This window comes from Alphaproteobacteria bacterium, from assembly GCA_035625915.1.
Classification (GTDB): Bacteria; Pseudomonadota; Alphaproteobacteria; order JACZXZ01; family JACZXZ01; genus DATDHA01.
Map to the genome: position 1 here is coordinate 1 of DASPOR010000204.1, position 19,110 is coordinate 19,110.

At 60.9% G+C, this 19,110-nt stretch carries 16 protein-coding genes; 11 read left to right on the plus strand and 5 right to left on the minus strand.

Annotation, left to right across the window (positions count from 1 at the left end):
• Positions 1 to 155: 155 nt before the first annotated feature.
• From VEJ16_16080 to VEJ16_16095, 4 genes are all read left to right on the plus strand, one after another.
• Positions 156 to 1,259, plus strand: a complete 1,104-nt coding sequence (locus tag VEJ16_16080) for a RuBisCO large subunit C-terminal-like domain-containing protein (protein HYB11181.1) — start codon at positions 156 to 158, stop codon at positions 1,257 to 1,259.
• 6 nt (positions 1,260 to 1,265) lie between these two features.
• Positions 1,266 to 1,736: a cupin domain-containing protein gene (locus VEJ16_16085; GenBank protein HYB11182.1), complete on the plus strand. Its 471-nt coding sequence runs from the start codon at positions 1,266 to 1,268 to the stop codon at positions 1,734 to 1,736.
• A 9-nt stretch (positions 1,737 to 1,745) separates the two neighbouring features.
• Positions 1,746 to 2,042 (plus strand): hypothetical protein, encoded by a 297-nt coding sequence (locus tag VEJ16_16090; protein ID HYB11183.1) that lies wholly within the window; start codon positions 1,746 to 1,748, stop codon positions 2,040 to 2,042.
• 87 nt (positions 2,043 to 2,129) lie between these two features.
• Positions 2,130 to 3,455 carry an MFS transporter gene (locus tag VEJ16_16095; protein HYB11184.1) on the plus strand — a complete coding sequence of 442 codons (1,326 nt, stop codon included), beginning with the start codon at positions 2,130 to 2,132 and terminating at the stop codon, positions 3,453 to 3,455.
• Between the two features lie 174 nt (positions 3,456 to 3,629).
• On the opposite strand, the gene VEJ16_16100 is transcribed toward VEJ16_16095, so the two are convergent.
• From VEJ16_16100 to VEJ16_16115, 4 genes are all read right to left on the minus strand, one after another.
• Entirely contained in the window at positions 3,630 to 4,493 is an 864-nt protein-coding gene (locus VEJ16_16100) for an alpha/beta hydrolase (GenBank protein ID HYB11185.1), read from the minus strand.
• A 31-nt stretch (positions 4,494 to 4,524) separates the two neighbouring features.
• The gene (locus tag VEJ16_16105) at positions 4,525 to 4,857 is read right to left on the minus strand and encodes a cupin domain-containing protein (GenBank protein ID HYB11186.1); all 333 of its coding nucleotides are present in this window, start codon (positions 4,855 to 4,857) and stop codon (positions 4,525 to 4,527) included.
• Between the two features lie 96 nt (positions 4,858 to 4,953).
• A complete protein-coding gene (locus VEJ16_16110; GenBank protein HYB11187.1) occupies positions 4,954 to 5,985 on the minus strand; it encodes an adenylate/guanylate cyclase domain-containing protein in 1,032 nt (343 codons plus the stop codon).
• Positions 5,986 to 6,107: 122 nt separating this feature from the next.
• Positions 6,108 to 6,944 (minus strand): CBS domain-containing protein, encoded by an 837-nt coding sequence (locus VEJ16_16115; GenBank protein HYB11188.1) that lies wholly within the window; start codon positions 6,942 to 6,944, stop codon positions 6,108 to 6,110.
• 173 nt (positions 6,945 to 7,117) lie between these two features.
• Between VEJ16_16115 and VEJ16_16120 the strand changes: the two genes are divergently transcribed.
• From VEJ16_16120 to VEJ16_16150, 7 genes are all read left to right on the plus strand, one after another.
• Complete coding sequence (locus VEJ16_16120) at positions 7,118 to 8,836, plus strand: GMC family oxidoreductase N-terminal domain-containing protein (protein HYB11189.1); 1,719 nt, start codon at positions 7,118 to 7,120, stop codon at positions 8,834 to 8,836.
• Positions 8,837 to 8,966: 130 nt separating this feature from the next.
• A complete protein-coding gene (locus VEJ16_16125; GenBank protein HYB11190.1) occupies positions 8,967 to 10,229 on the plus strand; it encodes an FAD-dependent oxidoreductase in 1,263 nt (420 codons plus the stop codon).
• Positions 10,230 to 10,246: 17 nt separating this feature from the next.
• Positions 10,247 to 12,298, plus strand: a complete 2,052-nt coding sequence (locus VEJ16_16130; GenBank protein ID HYB11191.1) for an FAD-dependent oxidoreductase — start codon at positions 10,247 to 10,249, stop codon at positions 12,296 to 12,298.
• Between the two features lie 78 nt (positions 12,299 to 12,376).
• Positions 12,377 to 13,624, plus strand: a complete 1,248-nt coding sequence (locus tag VEJ16_16135) for a M20/M25/M40 family metallo-hydrolase (protein ID HYB11192.1) — start codon at positions 12,377 to 12,379, stop codon at positions 13,622 to 13,624.
• A 235-nt stretch (positions 13,625 to 13,859) separates the two neighbouring features.
• Entirely contained in the window at positions 13,860 to 15,518 is a 1,659-nt protein-coding gene (locus tag VEJ16_16140) for an SUMF1/EgtB/PvdO family nonheme iron enzyme (GenBank protein HYB11193.1), read from the plus strand.
• Between the two features lie 11 nt (positions 15,519 to 15,529).
• Positions 15,530 to 15,955, plus strand: coding sequence for a DUF4399 domain-containing protein (locus tag VEJ16_16145; GenBank protein HYB11194.1), 426 nt, complete (start codon positions 15,530 to 15,532; stop codon positions 15,953 to 15,955).
• An 84-nt stretch (positions 15,956 to 16,039) separates the two neighbouring features.
• Complete coding sequence (locus tag VEJ16_16150) at positions 16,040 to 17,026, plus strand: 2-oxoglutarate and iron-dependent oxygenase domain-containing protein (GenBank protein HYB11195.1); 987 nt, start codon at positions 16,040 to 16,042, stop codon at positions 17,024 to 17,026.
• A gap of 57 nt (positions 17,027 to 17,083) precedes the next feature.
• Here VEJ16_16150 and VEJ16_16155 read toward each other — a convergent pair whose 3' ends face one another.
• On the minus strand, positions 17,084 to 18,949 hold the full coding sequence (locus VEJ16_16155) for a chloride channel protein (GenBank protein HYB11196.1): 1,866 nt from the start codon (positions 18,947 to 18,949) through the stop codon (positions 17,084 to 17,086).
• Positions 18,950 to 19,110: the final 161 nt, after the last annotated feature.

Sequence of the window (19,110 nt, forward strand, 5' to 3'; positions counted from 1 at the left end):
CCCGGGCGGCCCCAAAATCGCGGGCCAGGGCGGTTTTGGGCCGTGAAAAAGCGGGCTTTGTCAAAGAACCATTGGGCGTCCCGGGGAAATCGCGATTGAACCTAGCGTCCAGATGTGTCACGCAAATCCAAGTGGCAAGGGGAGAAACGCGCGCCGTGGCATCGAGGCTGACCGCAATTTATCGCATCCGAGCCGACGAAGGATCGATCGATCGCCGCGCAGACGCGATCGCCACGGAGCAAAGCGTGGAAATGCCCATTTCCGCGATCGACGATCCCCAGATCCTCGCGGATATCGTGGGCCGGGTCGCGGGGATAAAGGAGATCGGCGAGCACCTTTTCGAGGCGCGCATCGACTTGGCCGTCACGACGACCGGCCTCGAGGCCGGGCAACTCATGAACATGTTGTTCGGCAACACCTCAATTCACGACGACGTCGTCTTGCACGACGTCGAATTTCCCCCCGAAATGTTCTCGACATTCGCCGGCCCGCGTCACGGCATCGATGGTTTGCGCGCGCTGACGGGTGCGAATGGACGTGCCATGACCTGTTCGGCACTGAAGCCGCAAGGCCTATCGCCGGCACGGCTCGCCGAATTGGCGGGGCAACTCGCCCGGGGTGGGCTCGATTTCATCAAGGACGATCATGGTCTTGCCGACCAGGCCTACAGTCCCTTCGCGGAGCGCGTGCGCGCTTGCGCGCGCGCCGTGCGGGAAGCCCGTGCGGCGACCGGGCGGCATACCCTTTATGTACCGAGCCTTTCGGGCGATCTCGACAGGCTTCGAGTGCAGATCGATTTTGTCAGGGAAAACAGTCTTGCGATGGTGCTCATCGCCCCGATGATTGTCGGCATCCCGGCCCTCTCCGCTCTCGTCAATGACTACCCCGAGATCGCCTTCATGGCGCATCCAGCGATGGCGGGTGCGGCCCGGATCGCACCTCCGCTGCTCCTCGGAAGGCTTTTCCGTCTCTTCGGCGCAGACGCCACCATTTTTCCCAATCATGGGGGGCGATTTGGTTATTCCCGCGAGACCTGCCGGCAATTGGCGGAGGCCGCCGCCGCATCGTGGGGAGGGCTGCGCATGACAGCACCGGTGCCCGCCGGCGGGATGACGCTCGAACGGGTCCCGGAGATGCTTGACTTCTATGGCCCCGATGTAATCCTACTGATCGGCGGCGGATTGCTCGCCGCGCGTGAGCGATTGACCGAATCGACAGCGGCTTTCACGCGCTCGGTGCAGCAGCACCAATATAAGTGAGAATGCATGGACACGAACGACACGGGACGCATCCGCGATTTCCTCGACGGGTTTCGATGGGACAGGGTCGCCCATCTTCCTTATAAAGAGGAGGGGAGTGCGCCATTCAAAGACATAACCCGACAAGTTCTTTTCGCCGATCCGCGGCTGCATTGCGAACTGCGCTATTTCGAAATGGCGGCCGGCGGCTATTCCACACTCGAGCGCCATGCGCATATGCACGGCGTGATGGTTCTGCGCGGACGGGGAGAATGTCTCGTCGGCGGCGAGGTGCGTGCGGTGAAACCTTACGACCTTGTTTCGATTCCACCGTGGACGTGGCACCAATTCCGTGCCTCGCGGCGTGAGCCGCTCGGGTTTCTCTGCATGGTCAACGCCGAGCGCGACAGGCCGCAGCTTCCGACGGTGGAGGAACTCAGCGCCCTCCGGGCCGATCCCCACATAGCCGCCTTCCTCGACGGGCGCTCAGCGAGCTGAGGCTTGCAGATGGACTTTGCATCGTTCAAGCGCTCGCTCTCCGCCGAAACGCCGGCCGCGGAGCTGCGTGGCGCACTTCAGGCACTTTGGTGGGACGCGAAGGGCGATTGGGATAAGGCGCATAAATGTGCGCAGGCCGACAAAAGTAAATCAGGCGACTGGGTCCATGCCTATCTTCACCGGAAGGAGGGCGACGCATCCAATGCGGGCTATTGGTATGGCCGCGTGGGGAAGGAATTGTCGAAGCTTTCCCTCGAAGAGGAATGGCGCGAAATTTCGGAAGCACTGCTGAGGGAGGGCCTCTAAAGCTCAACGCGCCGCCGTGCCTGTGCTACTATGACGAATGACAAGCGACCCCCAAGAGGGTCGACGGAACCATAAGGGAGGCCAAAAATGACAACAGTTGAAAGCGCCAGTGCCACGCTATCCGATGCCGAGCATTCGAAGCAGCTTCGCCGCGCGATTGTGGCGAGCACGGTCGGCACCGCGATCGAATGGTACGATTTCTTCCTCTACGGCGTGGTCACGGCCAGCGTCTTCGCGAAGCTCTATTTTCCGAACGAAGATCCGCTGTCGGGAACATTGAATTCGTTCGCCATTTACGCCGTTGGCTTCATTGCACGCCCGATCGGGGCGGCGATCTTCGGCCACTACGGCGATCGCATCGGCCGTAAGGCGACGCTGATCGCAACACTCATGTTGATGGGTGTCGCAACCTTCCTCGTGGCTTTCGTGCCGAGCTACAGCAGCATCGGCATCTGGGGTGCGATCATCCTCACCGTCCTGCGGTTCGTTCAAGGTGTGGGGGTGGGCGGGGAATGGGGTGGGTCGGTGCTCCTTTCGATGGAATGGGCCAAGACGAGCTCATCCCGGGGTTTCGTGGCATCCTGGCCGCAATTCGGGGTACCCTGCGGTCTGTTGCTCTCAAATCTCGCTTTCCTTGCGTTCAGCGCGATTTCCGGTGATCAGTTCATCGTCTGGGGCTGGCGGATACCGTTCATGCTCAGCATCGTCCTCGTCGGTATCGGCCTCTACATCCGGCTCGGCATTCTCGAAACGCCCGTTTTCACGAAGTTGGTCTCGGAGAAGAAGATCGAGCGCCAGCCCATGCTCGAGGTGATCAAGCGGCACCCGAAGGAGATCATCGTCTCGGCGTTCGTGCGCGTTGCGGAGCAGGCCCCGTTCTACCTCTTCACGGTTTTCGTGTTCGTATATGGGACGAAGGCCTTGAATTTATCGCGGGATTTCATCCTCTTCGCGGTCATGGTGGCATCCTGCGTGTCGTTCGTTTCGATCCCGCTCTCCGGCCATATTTCCGATCGTATTGGCCGCCGAAAGATGTATGTGCTGGGTGCGATAACGGTCGGTGTGTTCGGGTTCATTTACTTCGCCATGTTGGACTCCGGCTCATCGGCGCTGATCTTCCTCGCGATCGTGCTCTCCCTGATCCCGCACGACATGATGTACGGTCCCCAAGCGGCCTTCATCGCGGAATCCTTCACGGGCCGGCTCCGCTACAGCGGCGCCTCGCTCGGCTACCAGCTCGCGTCGATCATCGCCGGCGGCCCGGCGCCGTTGATTGCGACCGCACTATTCGCTAAATACATGTCCGGCTACGCAGTCGCGGCCTATATTCTCTTCTGCGCCGTCGTTACGGTAATTGCGTCGATGATGATGAAGGACTACACGGGCAAGGACATCGAGGGCGAGTACGAGTAGACGCGACCGGGCCCACGAGGTCCCGGTACGGCATATTTCGCCTCGGCTAAGTTTGGAAACCGCGCAGGGTGAAACCGCCCGGCGCGGTTTTCCTTTATGCGACCCGCCATTCTTCAAACCCGACCGGCCGAGAGCGGCTTCTTGCCTCCGCCGCCTGGCACCGGACCCGCTCGGTCAGCGCCAGCCGAGTCGGTCGAAGAACGTCGCGATCTCCTTGGCCGCACGATCCGGGTCCTCGCGATGGGGGAAGTGACCGACGCCGGGGAACATCGCGAGATCGAGCTTGGCAAAAGTCTCGCCAAGACGATCGGTCCATGCGGAGGGGAAGAGCGGATCGTGTTCCGGCCATCGCACGCAAGTGGGTGGCGTGATCGGCGGCAATGCGGGCGCTTGCCCCTTCATCATCGCGATGCGCCCTGCGTGGCTTGCATAGTAGTGGGCGAAGCCACCCGCGAGGTTTCCCGGTTTCAGAAAATTGTCCGCGAATTCGGCAACGACGTCGTCAAAGGCGTTCTTGCGGAATGCCCAATGGCGGAGGAAGTGCGCGATGTAGGCACGGCATGTCTCCCGCGACGCCCCAACGATGGTCGGCGCCATTTCCATCTGATGGAAGGATTGATACCAAATCTCGATCAGCCGGTCGGGCGTGCCCATGCGCGGTCCGATGCCGGGATAAACGAAATCGAAAAAGACCAAACCGACAACGCGTTCCGGCGCCTTTCGTGCGAGCGGCTGCATCGCCGCCCCGCCGATGTCGTGACCGATGACGCCGACGCGGTCGATCCCAAGTGCCGTCAGCAACGCCAGCATGTCTTGCGCGTGGCCGTCCGGGCCGAACGGCCCGTTCGGTTTGTCGCTGTCGCCGAAGCCGCGCAAATCGGGGGCGATAAGGCGGTAGCGATCCGCGAGGCGTTGCATGACGGGTTCCCAGGTGAGCCAAAACTCCGGCCAACCGTGGAGCAGCAAGAGCGGCGCCCCTTGCCCGATTTGGGCAACATGAAATGAGGCGCCATTTGCGCGTACCGTCGCGTGTTGCATCTCTTCTCCCTCCCAAACCGAAGCCGTCAGGTCAGCCACCGACCGCATTGAAATCGTAGGCGCCGACACCCTGGAGGACACCGAACTTGCAAGCCCCTGCGTTCTTGCCGCTCACGCGATGGGCGCGTTTGGCGGGCACGACGCACGTATCGCCGGAATTGAGTTCGAAGATTTCCCTGGGTGCACGCGTCTCGACGACCATGGGCCCTTGCATGCAGAAGAAGCGATCGATGACGTTGCTGTGCCAGTGCCAGGGCACTTCCTGTCCCTCCGAGAGGGTCAGCACCACCATTCGCAGCTCTGGCGTTTCCGCCAATATCTCGTAGTCCGCGACTTCGTAGGTGAGGTTCTTTCGGTTCTCCATGAGACCTCCTTACGACCTGCCTGTTTTGGCCTGCCCGTGCATCGCTCACTTTTTGGCTTAACCGCATCGTACCATTGCGTCTCTGCATCGTGGCCGCTAAGAAGCGCCGGTTGCAATCACGGGTCCCGCCATCGCATGAATTGCGAGTGCGCGCTGTCGACCGTGGACGGTGTGAGAGCCAAAGTCCCGTGCGCTGACACCCTCGGGAAGTTGCGACACCCTCGCCAAAATATCCGTCGACGCCAAGAAATCCTGATCGAGTTCCCGGCATAGGCCCTCGAGCCTCGCGGTTGCATTAATCGTGTCCCCAAAATACGCGATCTTATGTTTGTCGATGCCGACCTCCGCGGTCACGATCGGGCCGCAATGCAGTGCGGCACGGAAGTGCGGCACGGTCTCAAAGTGCTTCCGCCAATAGGCCGCCTGATCCGCGATTTGCACCCGAATAGCGAAGACGCATCGGATGCAGTTGGCGTCCGCAACACCTGCTTGAATCGGCCAACTCACAATCGCGAGGTCGCCCACATAATCATCTATTCGGCCGCGAAACCGATGCACCGACTCGGAGACCGTCGCAAAAAAGGCGCCCAGATATTCCTGAGCACGAAGATCGCCGAATTTTTCGGCAAAACGCGTCGAGCCCGCGACGTCAATGAACAGAAAGACTCGATCCTCGCGTACCGGACGATGATACCGGCCGATCAGCAGGTCGACTAAAATGTCGTGCCCGATCAGATCGGTCATGCGCACGAAAAACGTAAGGGCCGCGGACATCGCGAGGGAATAGGCGATTACCTCCGGCGTTGCCAATGCGGCTTCTCCGAACGAGCCGCGGATAATGCCAAGCGACCAAAACAGCGTGCCGGCGGCGAAGTTGCTTACGAGAATGGAGGCCACACACAGGCAGATTGCCGTCGGCGCATAGATCGGAAAGGCCAAGCTGCGCAGCCATGCGTTCAGCCGGGGCAGCAGCATACCCCTCACGAAGGCAAAAATGGGTACGCCCGTGACAAGACCGAAGATCGCCGAAACGAAAATAACGGACTCGCGCGCAAGCAGGAAATGGTAGGCGACACCCGCCGCCGTGCTGACGAGGATAATCCAAATCCAGGCGTAAAAAGTGCGCAATGGCCCCGTGACCTTGCAAATCGTATTCGATGACTCGGCTCACACGCCAATGAACCGGGCCTGGAGGGACGATCCGAACGCAGGCACCCCATCGGGCATTTTCGCTCGCGGAGGCAAGCGACCTACTCCCAGCTCAAATGACTGCTGTCGACTTTCCTGACCCCGCGAATACCTTCGGCCAAGGCGTGCAAGGCGCGAACTTTCTCCGCGGAACCGACGAAGCCGGCGATTTTCACGACGCCGTTCTTGACACTGAAATTGATGTACCAGTCGGCGACCCAGCTTTCGGCCTTCAGCGCTTTCTCGAACCCGGCGCGGATGGCGCCATCGCTCTTCGAACTCTCATCGAGCTCACCGGCACGCAATAGCGCGCGGACGAGGTCGGCTCGGCTGATAATGCCCACAAGCCGCTTGCCGCGCATTACAGGCACGCGCTTGATCCGGTGAAGTTCGAGCGTTTCGGCGATTTCGGCGAGCGGGGTGGTTTCATCGACCGATATGACTCGCCTACTCATCACGTCCTCCACGCGGCGGCCATGCTCCTTGAGGTAGCCGCGCGCCCTGGAATCGTCGCTCGAGAACAATTCGAGCCACCAGGAGCGTTGGCGACCGGTGCCGATCTCGGCACGGCGGTAAAGGTCACCCTCGCTGACGACGCCGACGAGACGCCCGGATTCGTCGATGACAGGAAGGCCGCTTATTCGTCGGCTCAGCATCGTTCTGGCAACCTCCCTAAGCGATGTGTCCGGTGAAACAGTGATGACTCTGGAAGTCATGATGTCGTGCGCCTCCAACGCGCGACCGGCCGAGGCCGCAGCGCTCTCCTTGGAGGCGGGGCGGGCGGCCTTTCGTGCGGCCCGTTTGCTTCCAGTAAGCGTATTACTCGCCGATTCCCCGCCCATTTTGGTGCGGTTGGCCTTTGCAGAAATACTCCTCCGTCGCGGTGCGATCTTCGCCATTGTCGATCACCTCCGTTTTGGAATTCGAGCGAAACTATACCACGCTTCGGATTGCCCGGTGCTCGGGCAAAAATTGCGGCTTAGTCCAGCGTATGGACCGCAAATGCAAGTCGCACCAGAATAGGTGGCGGGCGTCCCGCAGTCCGTGGACGATTGGCAGGAATGGCAACGCCATGATTTACGACTATGTGATCGTTGGCGGCGGCTCCGCCGGCTGCGTGCTGGCTAATCGGCTATCGGGCGATCCGCAGATTACGGTCGCCCTCCTCGAAGCAGGGGTCGACACGCCGCCCGAACACATCTCCGAGCAGATCTACGCCTTGCCCTTCCTGCCGCATTACTTCGAGGAGGCATACTACTGGACCGAGATCGAGGCTTATTTGGACCCAATCGGCAACCACCCTCTTGCCGAGATCGCGACCTCGATGCGTCCGCGGCGCTACGAGCAGGCGCGCGTCATGGGGGGCGGCTCGACTGTCAACGGCCAGATCGCAATTCGAGGCCTTCCCTCCGACTACGACGAGTGGGAGGCGCTGGGGGCCAAGGGGTGGTCTTATCGCGAATGTCTTCCCTTCTTGCGCAAGCTCGAGCGCGATCTCGACTTCGACGGCCCCTATCACGGCAAGGAGGGGCCAATTCCAATCCATCGCACCTTTCCCGGCGATTGGGGTGGGCTCTCGCTCGCCTTCCGCGAGACTTTCCAAAGGAAGGGATTTGTCTATTTCGACGATTGTCACGCCAACTTCGGCGACGGTTGCTTTCCGTTCCCGAAGAACAACGTCTATGGCCACCGTGTCTCGGCGGCATTGGCTTACCTCGACAGCGCGACACGGCTGCGGAAGAACCTCCACATCGCGCCGAATTGCTTCGTCGAGCAAATAGAGTTCGAGCGTACACGCGCCGTCGCGGTGCGGGCTTCACGCGGCCGCGAGCGAGAGCGCATCGAGGGACGCGAGATCATCGTCTCGAGTGGCGCCCTTCACTCGCCGGCACTCCTCATGCGCTCAGGCATCGGGCCGGCGGAGCATTTGCGCGAACACGGAATTTCCGTCGTGGCGGACCGGCCGGGCGTGGGTTCCAACTTGCAAGAACATCCCCTGCTGGGCATCGGTCTTCACATCAAACCCGAAGGCAGGCTGCGACCGAGTTTGCGCAATAATTTCCTTCTTTGCATGCGCTTCAGCTCCGGTTATCCCGACTGCCCGAGCCAGGACATGAAGCTTTCGGTCTCGAATCGTTTTGCTTGGTCCAAAATTGGCTTCCAACTCGGCACGATCCAATTCGGACCAAATAAGGCGTTCTCGCGCGGGATCGTGCGGCTCCGAAGCAGCGATCCCCGGGAGGAGCCCCTGATCGCCTTCAATCTGTTATCCGATCCGCGCGATCTTCAGCGCACGATCGACGCCGTTCGCTTCGTCCATGAAGCACTCAATACTTCGCCTGCGAAAGACATGATATTTTCCGCCTTTCCCGGCATTTATGCGGATCTGCAACGAAATTTGACCACCAAGTCGAGGCGTAACAAGCTATTGACCGACGCCGCAGCCTGGCTGCTCGACGTTGGCGGGCCGGCGCGCGAATTCGCCATGCGCAATTTCATCGCGAAGGCGAAGTACACCCTCGATGAGCTCATGCGCGATGAGCGATTGATGATCGAATGGATCCGCAGCGGCGTTCAGGGCGACTGGCATGCCTGCGGCACTTGCAAAATAGGCGCGCTCTCGGATCGAATGGCGGTCGTCGGCCCCGATGCGCGCGTTCACGGCATTGAGAGCCTTCGGGTCGCCGACGCATCGATCATGCCGACAGTACCCTGCGCCAACACCAACATTTCGACCATCATGATCGGAGAGAAAATCGCGGACGCGATATTGAAAGGTGCAAAAGCCTAGACGGTAAAGCGACGCCAAGGATGGCAGGAGGATGCTCGGTTTGTCTTTGCGGCGCGCGGTAGGGGGCGCAACTCACGGCGTTCCTCAGACATGCTATCCTGCGTGAAGCCGGAAAGAGGAGGGGGCCGGCATGAACGGGACGAGCCGCCAAAAAGTTACCGTGATTGGTGCTGGAATCGTCGGGACGGTGGCGGCGAATTACCTCCTGCGCGAGGGCCACGAGGTCACGCTAATCGACCGGGCCGGGCCGGGGGAGGCGACCTCTTTCGGCAATGCCGGCGGAATCACTTGTGCCGCGGTGGTGCCGATTGCCTATCCCGGCATGATCAAGGACATTCCCGGATGGTTGCTCGATCCAAACGGCCCACTCTATCTCCATTGGTCCTACCTGCCGCAAGTCTTGCCCTGGCTCATCAAATTCCTGCGCGCGGGGCGCCGTGATCGCGTGGAGCGAATTTCGAAGGCATTGGCGACCCTCAATATCCCGACGTTCGATGCCTATCGTCCCCTGCTCAAGGACGCCGGGCTCGAGCATCTTTTTCACCAGACGGGTCAGCTTTTCGTCTATCGCAGCAAGCGCGCCTTCGAGCGGGACCGTTTCGGCATCGACTTGAAGCGCGCGACCGGTTTGCGCCTGGACGTCCTCGATGGCGATGAAATTCGCCAGCTCGAGCCATCGCTGGCGCCCATATTTCCCGCGGCCTATTTCATTCCCGATAACGGCCACTGCAAAAATCCCTTTCGGCTGGTGCAGGGCCTTGCCGAGTATTTCGTACGCCGCGGCGGCGCCCTAGTGCGGGAAGAGGTGCTGGGATTCGAAATGGGTGCGCGGGGACCCGGCACCTTGATCACGCGCGGCGGCCGTCGTGCTTCGGATGTGACCGTGATCGCCGCGGGCGTGTGGTCGAATGCGCTAACGAAGCAACTTGGATTCGACGTGCCGATCATTACTCAGCGGGGATATCACGTAACGCTTCCCGATCCCGGTGTCATGCCCCGGATTATGGTTCTGCCGATGGACAACAAAATCGCCATCACGCCGATGGAGATGGGACTGAGGCTTGCCGGCACCGTGGAGCTGGCCAAGCTCGAATCCCCGCCCAACTATGCGCGTGCGAAATGCCTCCTGCGTATCGGCCGCGAGATTTTCCCCGGCCTTCGCACTGAGGGATACACGGAGTGGATGGGCAATCGACCGTGCTTTCCCGACAGCTTGCCGGTCCTCGGCCCGGTGCCTGGCCTTGGCGACACCTTCGTTGCGTTCGGCCATGGCCATCATGGGTTGCTCAGCGCGTCGCAGACTGGCAAGGTGATCGCTGAACTGATCGGCGGCCGCCCCCCTTCGATCGACCTCACGCCGTTTCGTATCGACCGCTTTTCAAAAAATTCCTAGCGCCGGAGTGCCCGATCATGCGCGATCCTCGGTTCGATATCCTGTTCGAGCCCGTTCGAATCGGCCCAGTCGTGGCGAAGAACCGTTTCTATCAGCCGCCCCATTGCAACGGCATGGGCAGCTTCCGGCCGCAAGCCCATGCGGCAATGCGCGGCGTCAAGGCGGAAGGCGGTTGGGCCGTTGTCAATGCCGAGCATTGCTCGATCCACCCCACTTCGGACGTGGTGCCGGAGGTGCTCCATGCGTTGTGGGACGACGACGATATCCCCTATCTCGCGACGATGTGCGACGCGGTTCATGCGCACGGCGCTCTTGCCGGTGTGCAGCTCGCTTATGCCGCGTACTACAACTCGAACCGCTACAGCCGCGAAGTGCCGATGGGGCCGGTGGCGCGGCCTGTCGACAGCTACTACCCCGTCCAAGCACGCCAAATGGACAAGGCCGACATCCGCAAGCTGCACCGGTGGTGGGGCGACGCTGCAAAGCGCGCGCGCAAAGCGGGCTTCGACATCATCAATGTCGACGCGAATTTCTCCACCGTCGCATTCCAGTTCCTTTCACCGCGCAACACACGGGTCGACGAATATGGTGGCTCGCTCAAGAACCGCGTACGACTGCTGCGCGAACTCATCGAGGTGACGCAAGAGGCAGCGCAGGGCGCATGCGCCGTGAGCGTGCGTCTCATCATCGACGAGATGCGCGGAACGCTCGGTCTTCGGGCTAGCGAGGACGGCATCGAGGCCATTTCTCTCCTCGCGGATCTTCCCGATCTTTGGGACGTGGTGATCGGCACGTGGGCCGACGATTCGCCCACGTCGCGATTTGCACCCGAAAACGATCATGAGCCCTTCATGGCCGGTATCAAGGCGGTGACCAGGAAGCCAGTGGTCGGCGTGGGGCGCTTCACCTCGCCCGATACGATGGTCTCCCTGATCCGGCGCGGCATCCTCGACATGATCGGCGCCACGCGCCCTTCGATCGCCGATCCCTTCCTGCCCAAGAAGATCGACGAGGGACGCGAGGACGACATCCGCGAATGCATCGGCTGCAACGTTTGTGTTTCGAGCCATTTTCAGATGACCAATCTGCGCTGCACCCAGAACCCGACAATGGGAGAGGAATGGCGCAAGGGCTGGCATCCAGAGACAATTCCACCCAAGGGTTCCGAGGATACGGTGCTCATCGTTGGGTCGGGCCCGGCCGGGCTCGAATGCGCCCGGGCGCTCGGACAGCGCGGTTACCGCGTGACTCTGGCCGAGCGCGAGAAGCAGCTCGGCGGACGCGTGAGCCGGGAGGCCAGCCTGCCGGGTCTGCAAGAGTGGCTTCGTGTGCGGGACTGGCGTATGGGACAGCTCCACAAACTTGCCAATGTCGAGGTCTACAAGGATAGCAACCTATCCCCGGCGGACATCCTTCAATTCGGAGCGCACCGCGTCGTCCTGGCGACTGGCGCACGTTGGCGTGCCGACGGCATAGGCCGGATAAATCACCTGCCGATTCCAATCGACTCGGGCGTTTCGGTCATCACGCCGGACGACGTCATTGACGGGTGCGCGGTGAACGGGCCGGTCCTTGTGTTCGATGACGATCATTACTACATGGGCAGCGTTCTGGCCGAAAAACTTGCGCTCGCCGGGCTTGCGGTCACATTGGCGACACCGGCGCCTGAGATCGCAGCCTTCACCGCCGCGACCTTGGAGCTGCGGCGCATCGCAGTGCTGCTCGATGCGCTCAAGGTCCGCATGATCACGCATCACGGGCTCGCTCGCGCCGCCAACGGCGAAGCGCACCTCGTCCATGTCCATACCGATCGCACGCTGAGTCTCGCGGCGGCCACCATTGTCATGGTCACGGCCCGACTGCCCGAGGATCGGCTGTACCGGACCCTTGCCGAAATGCCCGATAAGGCTGAGGCCGCCGGCATAAAGTCGGTTACGGCCATCGGCGACTGCCTCGCCCCCGGTGCTATTTTTCATGCCGTCTATGCCGGTCATCGTTACGCCCGCGAACTCGATGCGCCGAACGCCGAGAGCGCCTTCAAGCGCGAGCGTATCGCGCTCACGGACTGACCCGACCTCGGCGCCGAATGGCTTGCCGCCGGTTTGTCGGCGCTACGTGCGCTATCGATGCCTCAGAAGGAGGGAGAAATGACCACGGACAGGGAGACGCTCCTTGCTTGGGTCGACGCGGAGAAGCAGGATTTGATCGACTTTTTGCAAGGATTCATTCGCGCCAAAAGCCCCAATCCGCCGGGCGATACCCGTGCGGCGGCGGATCATATCAAGAAATTTCTCGAGCGGCAGAAGTTGCCGTATCGCGTCATCGCACCTCGGGAGGAAATGCCGAACATCGTTGCAAGCTTCGATGCTCGCTCGGCCGGCCGGCACCTCGTGCTCAACGGACATATTGACGTTTTTCCGGTTGGCGACGGCTTCGGATGGACGCGCGATCCCTGGGGTGGCGAAATCGTCGACGGTAAAATCTATGGGCGAGGTGCTGTGGATATGAAGACCGGCACCACAGCTTCGATCATGACCTTCATGTTCCTCAACCGCATTAAGGATCGGTTGAGGGGCAGGCTCACGTTGACGGCGGTGTCGGATGAGGAGACCTTCGGGCCGTGGGGTGCGCGCTATCTGATGGAGCATCATCCGGAGGTTCATGGCGACTGTCTTTTGAATGGCGAACCGGGCAGCCCCTACTCGGTTCGCTTCGGCGAAAAAGGACCACTCTGGCTCGAATTCACCGTTCGCACGGCGGGCGCCCACGGCGCTTACACCCATAAGAGCAAGAGTGCCACGAAGATTGCCATGAAACTGGCGGGCGAACTCGAAGCCGTAACGAAGATAAAGCCGGATGTCTCGGACAACATTCGCGCGGCCCTCGAAATCGGGCGAGCGACGATGGACAAGGCGATGGGAGACAATGCGGCCGACACCGTGTCGCTGGTAACGCTCAATGTCGGAACGATAAGAGGCGGGCTCAAGGTCAATATGGTGCCGAGCGAATGCGTGTTCGAGGTGGATATTCGACTCCCGATCGGCGTCACCAAGGAGCAAGTGCTCAGCACCGTCGCACCCTTGCTGTCGCGATTTCCGGAGGCGACGATGCGTGAGATCGGCAGCAGCGCGCCGTCGTGGTGCGATCCGAATGGCGAGATGGTCGAGATCCTTCAAAGAAACGTCGAAAATCTGATGGGGTTCAAGCCGACGCCGATTGTGAGCTTGGGCGGTACCGACGCTCGTCTTTGGCGCTACCAGAATATCCCGGCATACGTGTATGGGCCGTTCCCCAACGGAATGGGTTCGCAGGACGAACACGTCGTGATCGACGAATTCCTGCACATCGTGCGCACGCACGTGCTCTCGGCCTACGACTATCTTACAAGGGAATAACGTGACACCCGAGTGCTGCGGTCATGGCGTTCACTCGTGGACGCGCACCGAAGGGCCGCAAAGTTTGGCATTCCAGAGTTCGCGCGCTATACTTGCCTCGGCGCAGTCGTTTACCGATCAAGGCCCTTTAGGCCGTGAAAACGGGCGGCGAATAACGGCGCAGGTCAGTTGACGCCGTGACGAGATTTACCGATTGTCTGCGCATCGATCCGGTCAAAGGAGCGATATCCCGCTGATGCGCGGAGAGATTCGTCAGTTCAATGGCGGCAAGGGCGTCGGGAAGGACGGATTTTATCCTCCGGATGGACCGCCGCGTCGCCTGGCCGCGATCCTCGCGGCCGACATTGCGGGTTACAGCCGTCTCATGGGCATGGACGAGGAAGGGACGCACGCACGCGTCATGCGGCATCGGCGCGAGCTGATCGATCCGACGATCGCAGAGCATCACGGCAAGGTTGTCAAGAATACCGGAGACGGCTTCATCGCAATGTTCGACAGCCCCGTCGAGGCCGTGCGTTGCGCCGTCGTCATCCAACAAAGCATGATCGGGCGAAATACGTCGCTTCCGCGGGAACGTTGGGTACTTTATCGCATCGGGGTGAATCTCGGCGATGTCATCGTCGAGCCCGACGATATTTACGGCGAGGGCGTAAATATCGCAGCGCGCCTCGAGGGCATTGCCGAGCCGGGCGACGTTTATATCTCCGGCGGTATTTACGAGCAGATCAAGAACAAGCTCGTATGCGGTTATCAGTCCCTCGGGGATCGGCGGGTCAAGAACATCACCGACCCGATCAGCGTCTACCGCGTGCTGCCGGATCCCGCCGCGGTGCTGAAGGCCCGAACGAGAGGTCGACACGCCGCACTCGCCACGGGGATTGTGGCCGGCTTTGCGATTGCGGGCGGCGTTCTGTGGTATTTCCTTATTGCCAACCACGCGCCACTGCCGAACGAGGCGTCAACGCCGACCTCCGCGCTGCAAGCGACGTCACAACCGCCGCCGCAGCCAGCGCCGGCTCCCTCACCAACGCCCGCGCAAACGACGACACAGGCGTCGCCGGCTCCGGCACCTGCGGTCCCGCAGGCGACACCACAAGCAGCACCGCAGCCGGCACCGCTTCCAGCACCCGTAGCATCTGCTCCCGCAACACCGGCGGCGCCGGAGGCTCCGCAAACTGCGATGACAGCACCCCCTCCACCGCCTTCGGCACGCTCGACCGGCGAGCCCGAAACGATACCGTTGCCGGGTGGCACGTTTGCGATGGGCAGCAATGAGGATTCCTCCGAGAAGCCCGTCCATCGAGTGACGGTGAAACCATTTGCTATAGGAAAATTCCCGGTTACCGTGGGCGAATGGAATGCCTGCGTCGCCGCGAAGGCATGTACCTATGCGCCGACTGGAATGAACGAGGCGCCGGTCACGAATTTGAGCTGGAACGACACCCAGCAGTACCTTGAATGGCTTTCAAAGACGACTCAAAAACAATATCGGCTCCCCACCGAGGCCGAGTGGGAATATGCAGCACGCGGCGGTACGGAGACGAAATATTGGTGGGGCGAGCGGATCGAGAAAAACGCGGCTAATTGCAAGGGATGCAACGAGCCGTACGATCCGGCGGCACCGGCCAAGGTCGGCAGCTTCATGCCGAACCCCTTTGGGCTCTACGATACCGGCGGCGGCGTCGATCAATGGGTCGAGGATTGCTGGCACAAGACATATCAGGGTGCGCCGACGAATGGTTCACAGTGGATGGATGCGGACTGCTCGTCGCACGTCATCCGGGGAGGGTCTTGGCGGAACGATCCGAGTTATGTGCGACCCGCGAGCCGTGACCACTACGACACGGCAGTGCGCTATCCAACACATGGGTTCCGCGTCGCTCGCTCGCTATAGGGGGTACGGTCATGTCGATCACCCGAAGGGCCCTGGTTTCCACGGCCCTGATGCTGTTGCCAGCCAAGGCATTCTCCCAGCACACGCCGGCCGCAAAGGACGCCTATCTTTATATCATCTGGCCGCTGAACGGCATGACCATTAAGGGCGCCTTCTGGTGCCGTTTCGGGCTGCGAAACATGGGCGTCACCCATGCCGGGGACACTTTCGCCAACAGCGGTCACCATCATCTTTTCGTCGACGTGGACGAACCGCTCGATCCAAATCAACCGATCCCGCAGGACAAACAGCATTTGCACTTCGGTGCTGGCCAGACCGAGGCGCGGATCGAACTGGCGCCCGGCAAGCATACGCTTCAGCTCGTGCTCGGCGATGCCAATCATTATCCATTCGACCCGCCGGTCGTCTCCAAGAAGATCACGATCACGGTGACATGACCGAGATACGGCACACGCCGCTGAGGCGATACGCAGGCCGGATCGAGGTCGCGCGACCCGACGCATGAAGCGTTGAGCCGTTCCGTGTCACAGCGCATCCCCGTCATCGACCTTTCCGACGCGTTCGAAGGCGTTTCAGCGGCGCGGCGCAAGCTCGCGTCACGACTCGATCGGATATGCCGCGAAATCGGATTCTTTACGATCGTCGGGCATGGCGTGCCGTCCACCACGCTCGACGATTTGCGCGATCGGGCAAATGAATTTTTTGCACTTCCGCCTAGCGAAAAACAACGCGCCATCCATCCGATCGCCGACACGCCGCGCGGTTATCGTCCCATCGGCATCGAGGCGTTGTCCTACGGCAATGAGAGGCAAACGCCGGCAGACCTCAAGGAATACTATCATTTCGGCCGGGAGACTTGGCCCGAGGATGCTTATTTCACGAGTGCCGAGGGTCGAAGCTATTTCATCCCGAACCTATGGCCAGAATGGCCGCCGGGCTTTGGCGGGGCCGCGCGCCGATATTACGCCGAAATGGAACGGATTGCCCTGGCGCTGATGCGGCTTGCCGCACTCGGGCTGGATGTTGACGAACATTTCTTCGACGACAAGATCGACCGCCATATCACGGCGATGCGCCTCAATTTTTACCCGGCGCAAGCCGCAGCACCATTGCCCGGCCAGCTTCGTGCCGGGGAGCACACCGACTACGGCACGTTCACGATCCTGAATGGCGAGAACGTGCCCGGCGGATTGCAGGTGTTGACCAGGGACGGCGATTGGGTCGATGTCGAAACGGACGCGCGCAGCTTCGTCGTCAATATCGGAGATCTGCTCATGCGCTGGACCAATGACCGTTGGATCTCGAACACGCACCGCGTCGTCAATCCGCCGGCGGACATCGCGTCTCGAGCCCAGCGCCTTTCAATCGCGTTCTTCCATCATCCCAACTACGATGCGTCAATCGAATGCATAGCACCGCCCGGCACCGCGAAATATCCACCGGTCAAATCGGGCGAATACCGTGACAGCAAATACCGGCGCACGCGGCTGATTGCCACAACAACATAACCTCAAGGGTTCGCCATTGTCTGCGGTGGGCGGCGTGGCGGAGATCGTCGAGCGGGCTCAAGTGGGGTACACCTTGACGCTGCTAGCGACGGAGTCGGCGACATGCTCCTTCGTGATCACACCGGCGATGCTTTCCGGCCTCGGTACGCCGCGCCCGAACGTGACGAGCGCCATGATCGCTTGCTTGCGCCAGATGCGCTGGATGACGTCGTAGACGATGTCGCCCTCACGAACGATGGTAAACTTGCGGTTCGCGATTTCGCGGAACGTGACGCTGGATATCGCTCCCTCTCTGCCCTGTCTCAGCGCCGTATTGACGCGAAGCACACCGAGGATATGTCGACCCTCCGTGACGACGACGTGTCGCATACGGCCTTTGTGTTCCGGCCATGCGAGAAAATCATCGAAGCTCGTCCCGGCCGGAACCAGAACGAAGTCCTTATCCATGACATCTTTGGCCAGCCGGACGAGAAACATGTTGGCGTGCAAAGCTTTTGGAATGACGTGTCCGCGGCGGAGCAGTTTGAACGTGTAAATATTCTCCCGCGACAAGAGACGTCGGACACCGACGCTCAAGGCGACCGCGAGGATCAACGGCATGACGATGTCGTAGTCGCGCGTCATCTCAAAGATCATCGTGACGGCGGTCATCGCAGCACCCGTGCCGCCGCCGACCATGGCGCCCATGCCAACAATCGCGAAAGATGGGATATTGATCGCAAACGGCAGATGAAGCTGAGACAGGATAGCTGCGAAAGCGCCACCGATCGTAGCCCCCATGAAAAGAGACGGCGAAAAGATGCCGCCGGAGGATCCCGACCCCAGACTTACCGAGGTCGCCAACATTTTGCAGAAAAATAGCAAGAGAAGTAATCCGCCAGCCGACAACTGGCCCAGCAGGATTGCCTGAACGGTCGAATAACCGACACCTTCGACATAGTAATGTCCGAAACGCTCGAAGAGCGCGTAGATGAGCATCCCGACAAGCAGCATGCCGACCGCATGGCGGGTGTACCGTTCGTTGATCCTGTCGAACAAATCCTCGATAAGCTGCAGCCCACGAATGAACCCCGTCGCAGCCACGCCCGTCAGGACTCCGAGCAGGGCGTAAAGGCAGAGGATGACGGCGGAGGTTACATCGGCCGCAAGTGGGGGCAATACGGGGACAGCGAACGCCGGCTGTTGACCCAAGAAAAAGCGTCCGATGAACGTTGCCGCGCCGGTCGCAATCGCGACGGGCAGAAAAGTGCTCACGCTAACTTCCGGCATCATGAGCTCGATGGCGAACATGACGCCGCCGATGGGGGTATTGAAGGTCGCGGCGATGCCTGCACCGGCTCCCGCCGCCACGAGTATAATCCGCTGCCCCGCAGGCATCCGGATGATCTGCCCCAGCGTCGATCCGAGTGCGGAACCGATCTGGATGATGGGTCCCTCGCGGCCGACCGCCGCACCGCTTCCGATCGCGAGAGCGGAAGCCAGCGACTTCACGACTGCCACGGCAGGACGGATAACACCACCTTTGTAGTATATCGCGTCCATTACCTCGGGAACGCCGTGGCCTTGCGCCTCGGGAGCGAACGTCGTGACGAGAAAAGTCACGCCGAGCGCGCCGATGACCGGCACCAGTATTACGAATGGGCCCCAGGGGCTCGGCGGGGTGAAGAGATTCGCGTCGTACTGGACAGACAAGTGGCCAAGAAAAAGAGCGTTGTGGATGAGGCCGATCAAGTCCCTAAAGGCGATGGCGCCGAGGCCGGTGACGATGCCCACGACGAAGGCGAGCACGGAAAGATGGGTTAGACCGATCCGACGGATGTCTTCCGCAACCATGCCCTCGGCTGGAGGCAGCGTCTCCCCGGTCAGAACAGAATTGGATTGATTTTCCGTGGGCCGAGCGGGATTTCCGGATTGTTCAGCCATGACGACCAGCGCCCACCGAGGAGTCAGGGTTCACTGCCAATTCAGCACCGGTTGTCTCGCCGTGCTCTTGCGAAGAAACTACAGCTACTCAACCGACCTTGAAACCTAAACCACTCGATGGGTGTTGGTCACTCTCTGGAAAGGGAGACGCCAGAGGCATC

Excerpts from the sequence above, each read along its gene's own strand:
- VEJ16_16085 (HYB11182.1), top strand. The coding sequence starts at position 1,266 with ATGGACACGAACGACACGGGACGCATCCGCGATTTCCTCGACGGGTTT.
- VEJ16_16090 (HYB11183.1), top strand. The coding sequence starts at position 1,746 with ATGGACTTTGCATCGTTCAAGCGCTCGCTCTCCGCCGAAACGCCGGCC.
- VEJ16_16095 (HYB11184.1), top strand. The coding sequence starts at position 2,130 with ATGACAACAGTTGAAAGCGCCAGTGCCACGCTATCCGATGCCGAGCAT.
- VEJ16_16100 (HYB11185.1), bottom strand. The coding sequence starts at position 4,493 with ATGCAACACGCGACGGTACGCGCAAATGGCGCCTCATTTCATGTTGCC.
- VEJ16_16105 (HYB11186.1), bottom strand. The coding sequence starts at position 4,857 with ATGGAGAACCGAAAGAACCTCACCTACGAAGTCGCGGACTACGAGATA.
- VEJ16_16115 (HYB11188.1), bottom strand. The coding sequence starts at position 6,944 with ATGGCGAAGATCGCACCGCGACGGAGGAGTATTTCTGCAAAGGCCAAC.
- VEJ16_16120 (HYB11189.1), top strand. The coding sequence starts at position 7,118 with ATGATTTACGACTATGTGATCGTTGGCGGCGGCTCCGCCGGCTGCGTG.
- VEJ16_16125 (HYB11190.1), top strand. The coding sequence starts at position 8,967 with ATGAACGGGACGAGCCGCCAAAAAGTTACCGTGATTGGTGCTGGAATC.
- VEJ16_16130 (HYB11191.1), top strand. The coding sequence starts at position 10,247 with ATGCGCGATCCTCGGTTCGATATCCTGTTCGAGCCCGTTCGAATCGGC.
- VEJ16_16135 (HYB11192.1), top strand. The coding sequence starts at position 12,377 with ATGACCACGGACAGGGAGACGCTCCTTGCTTGGGTCGACGCGGAGAAG.
- VEJ16_16140 (HYB11193.1), top strand. The coding sequence starts at position 13,860 with ATGCGCGGAGAGATTCGTCAGTTCAATGGCGGCAAGGGCGTCGGGAAG.
- VEJ16_16145 (HYB11194.1), top strand. The coding sequence starts at position 15,530 with ATGTCGATCACCCGAAGGGCCCTGGTTTCCACGGCCCTGATGCTGTTG.
- VEJ16_16155 (HYB11196.1), bottom strand. The coding sequence starts at position 18,949 with ATGGCTGAACAATCCGGAAATCCCGCTCGGCCCACGGAAAATCAATCC.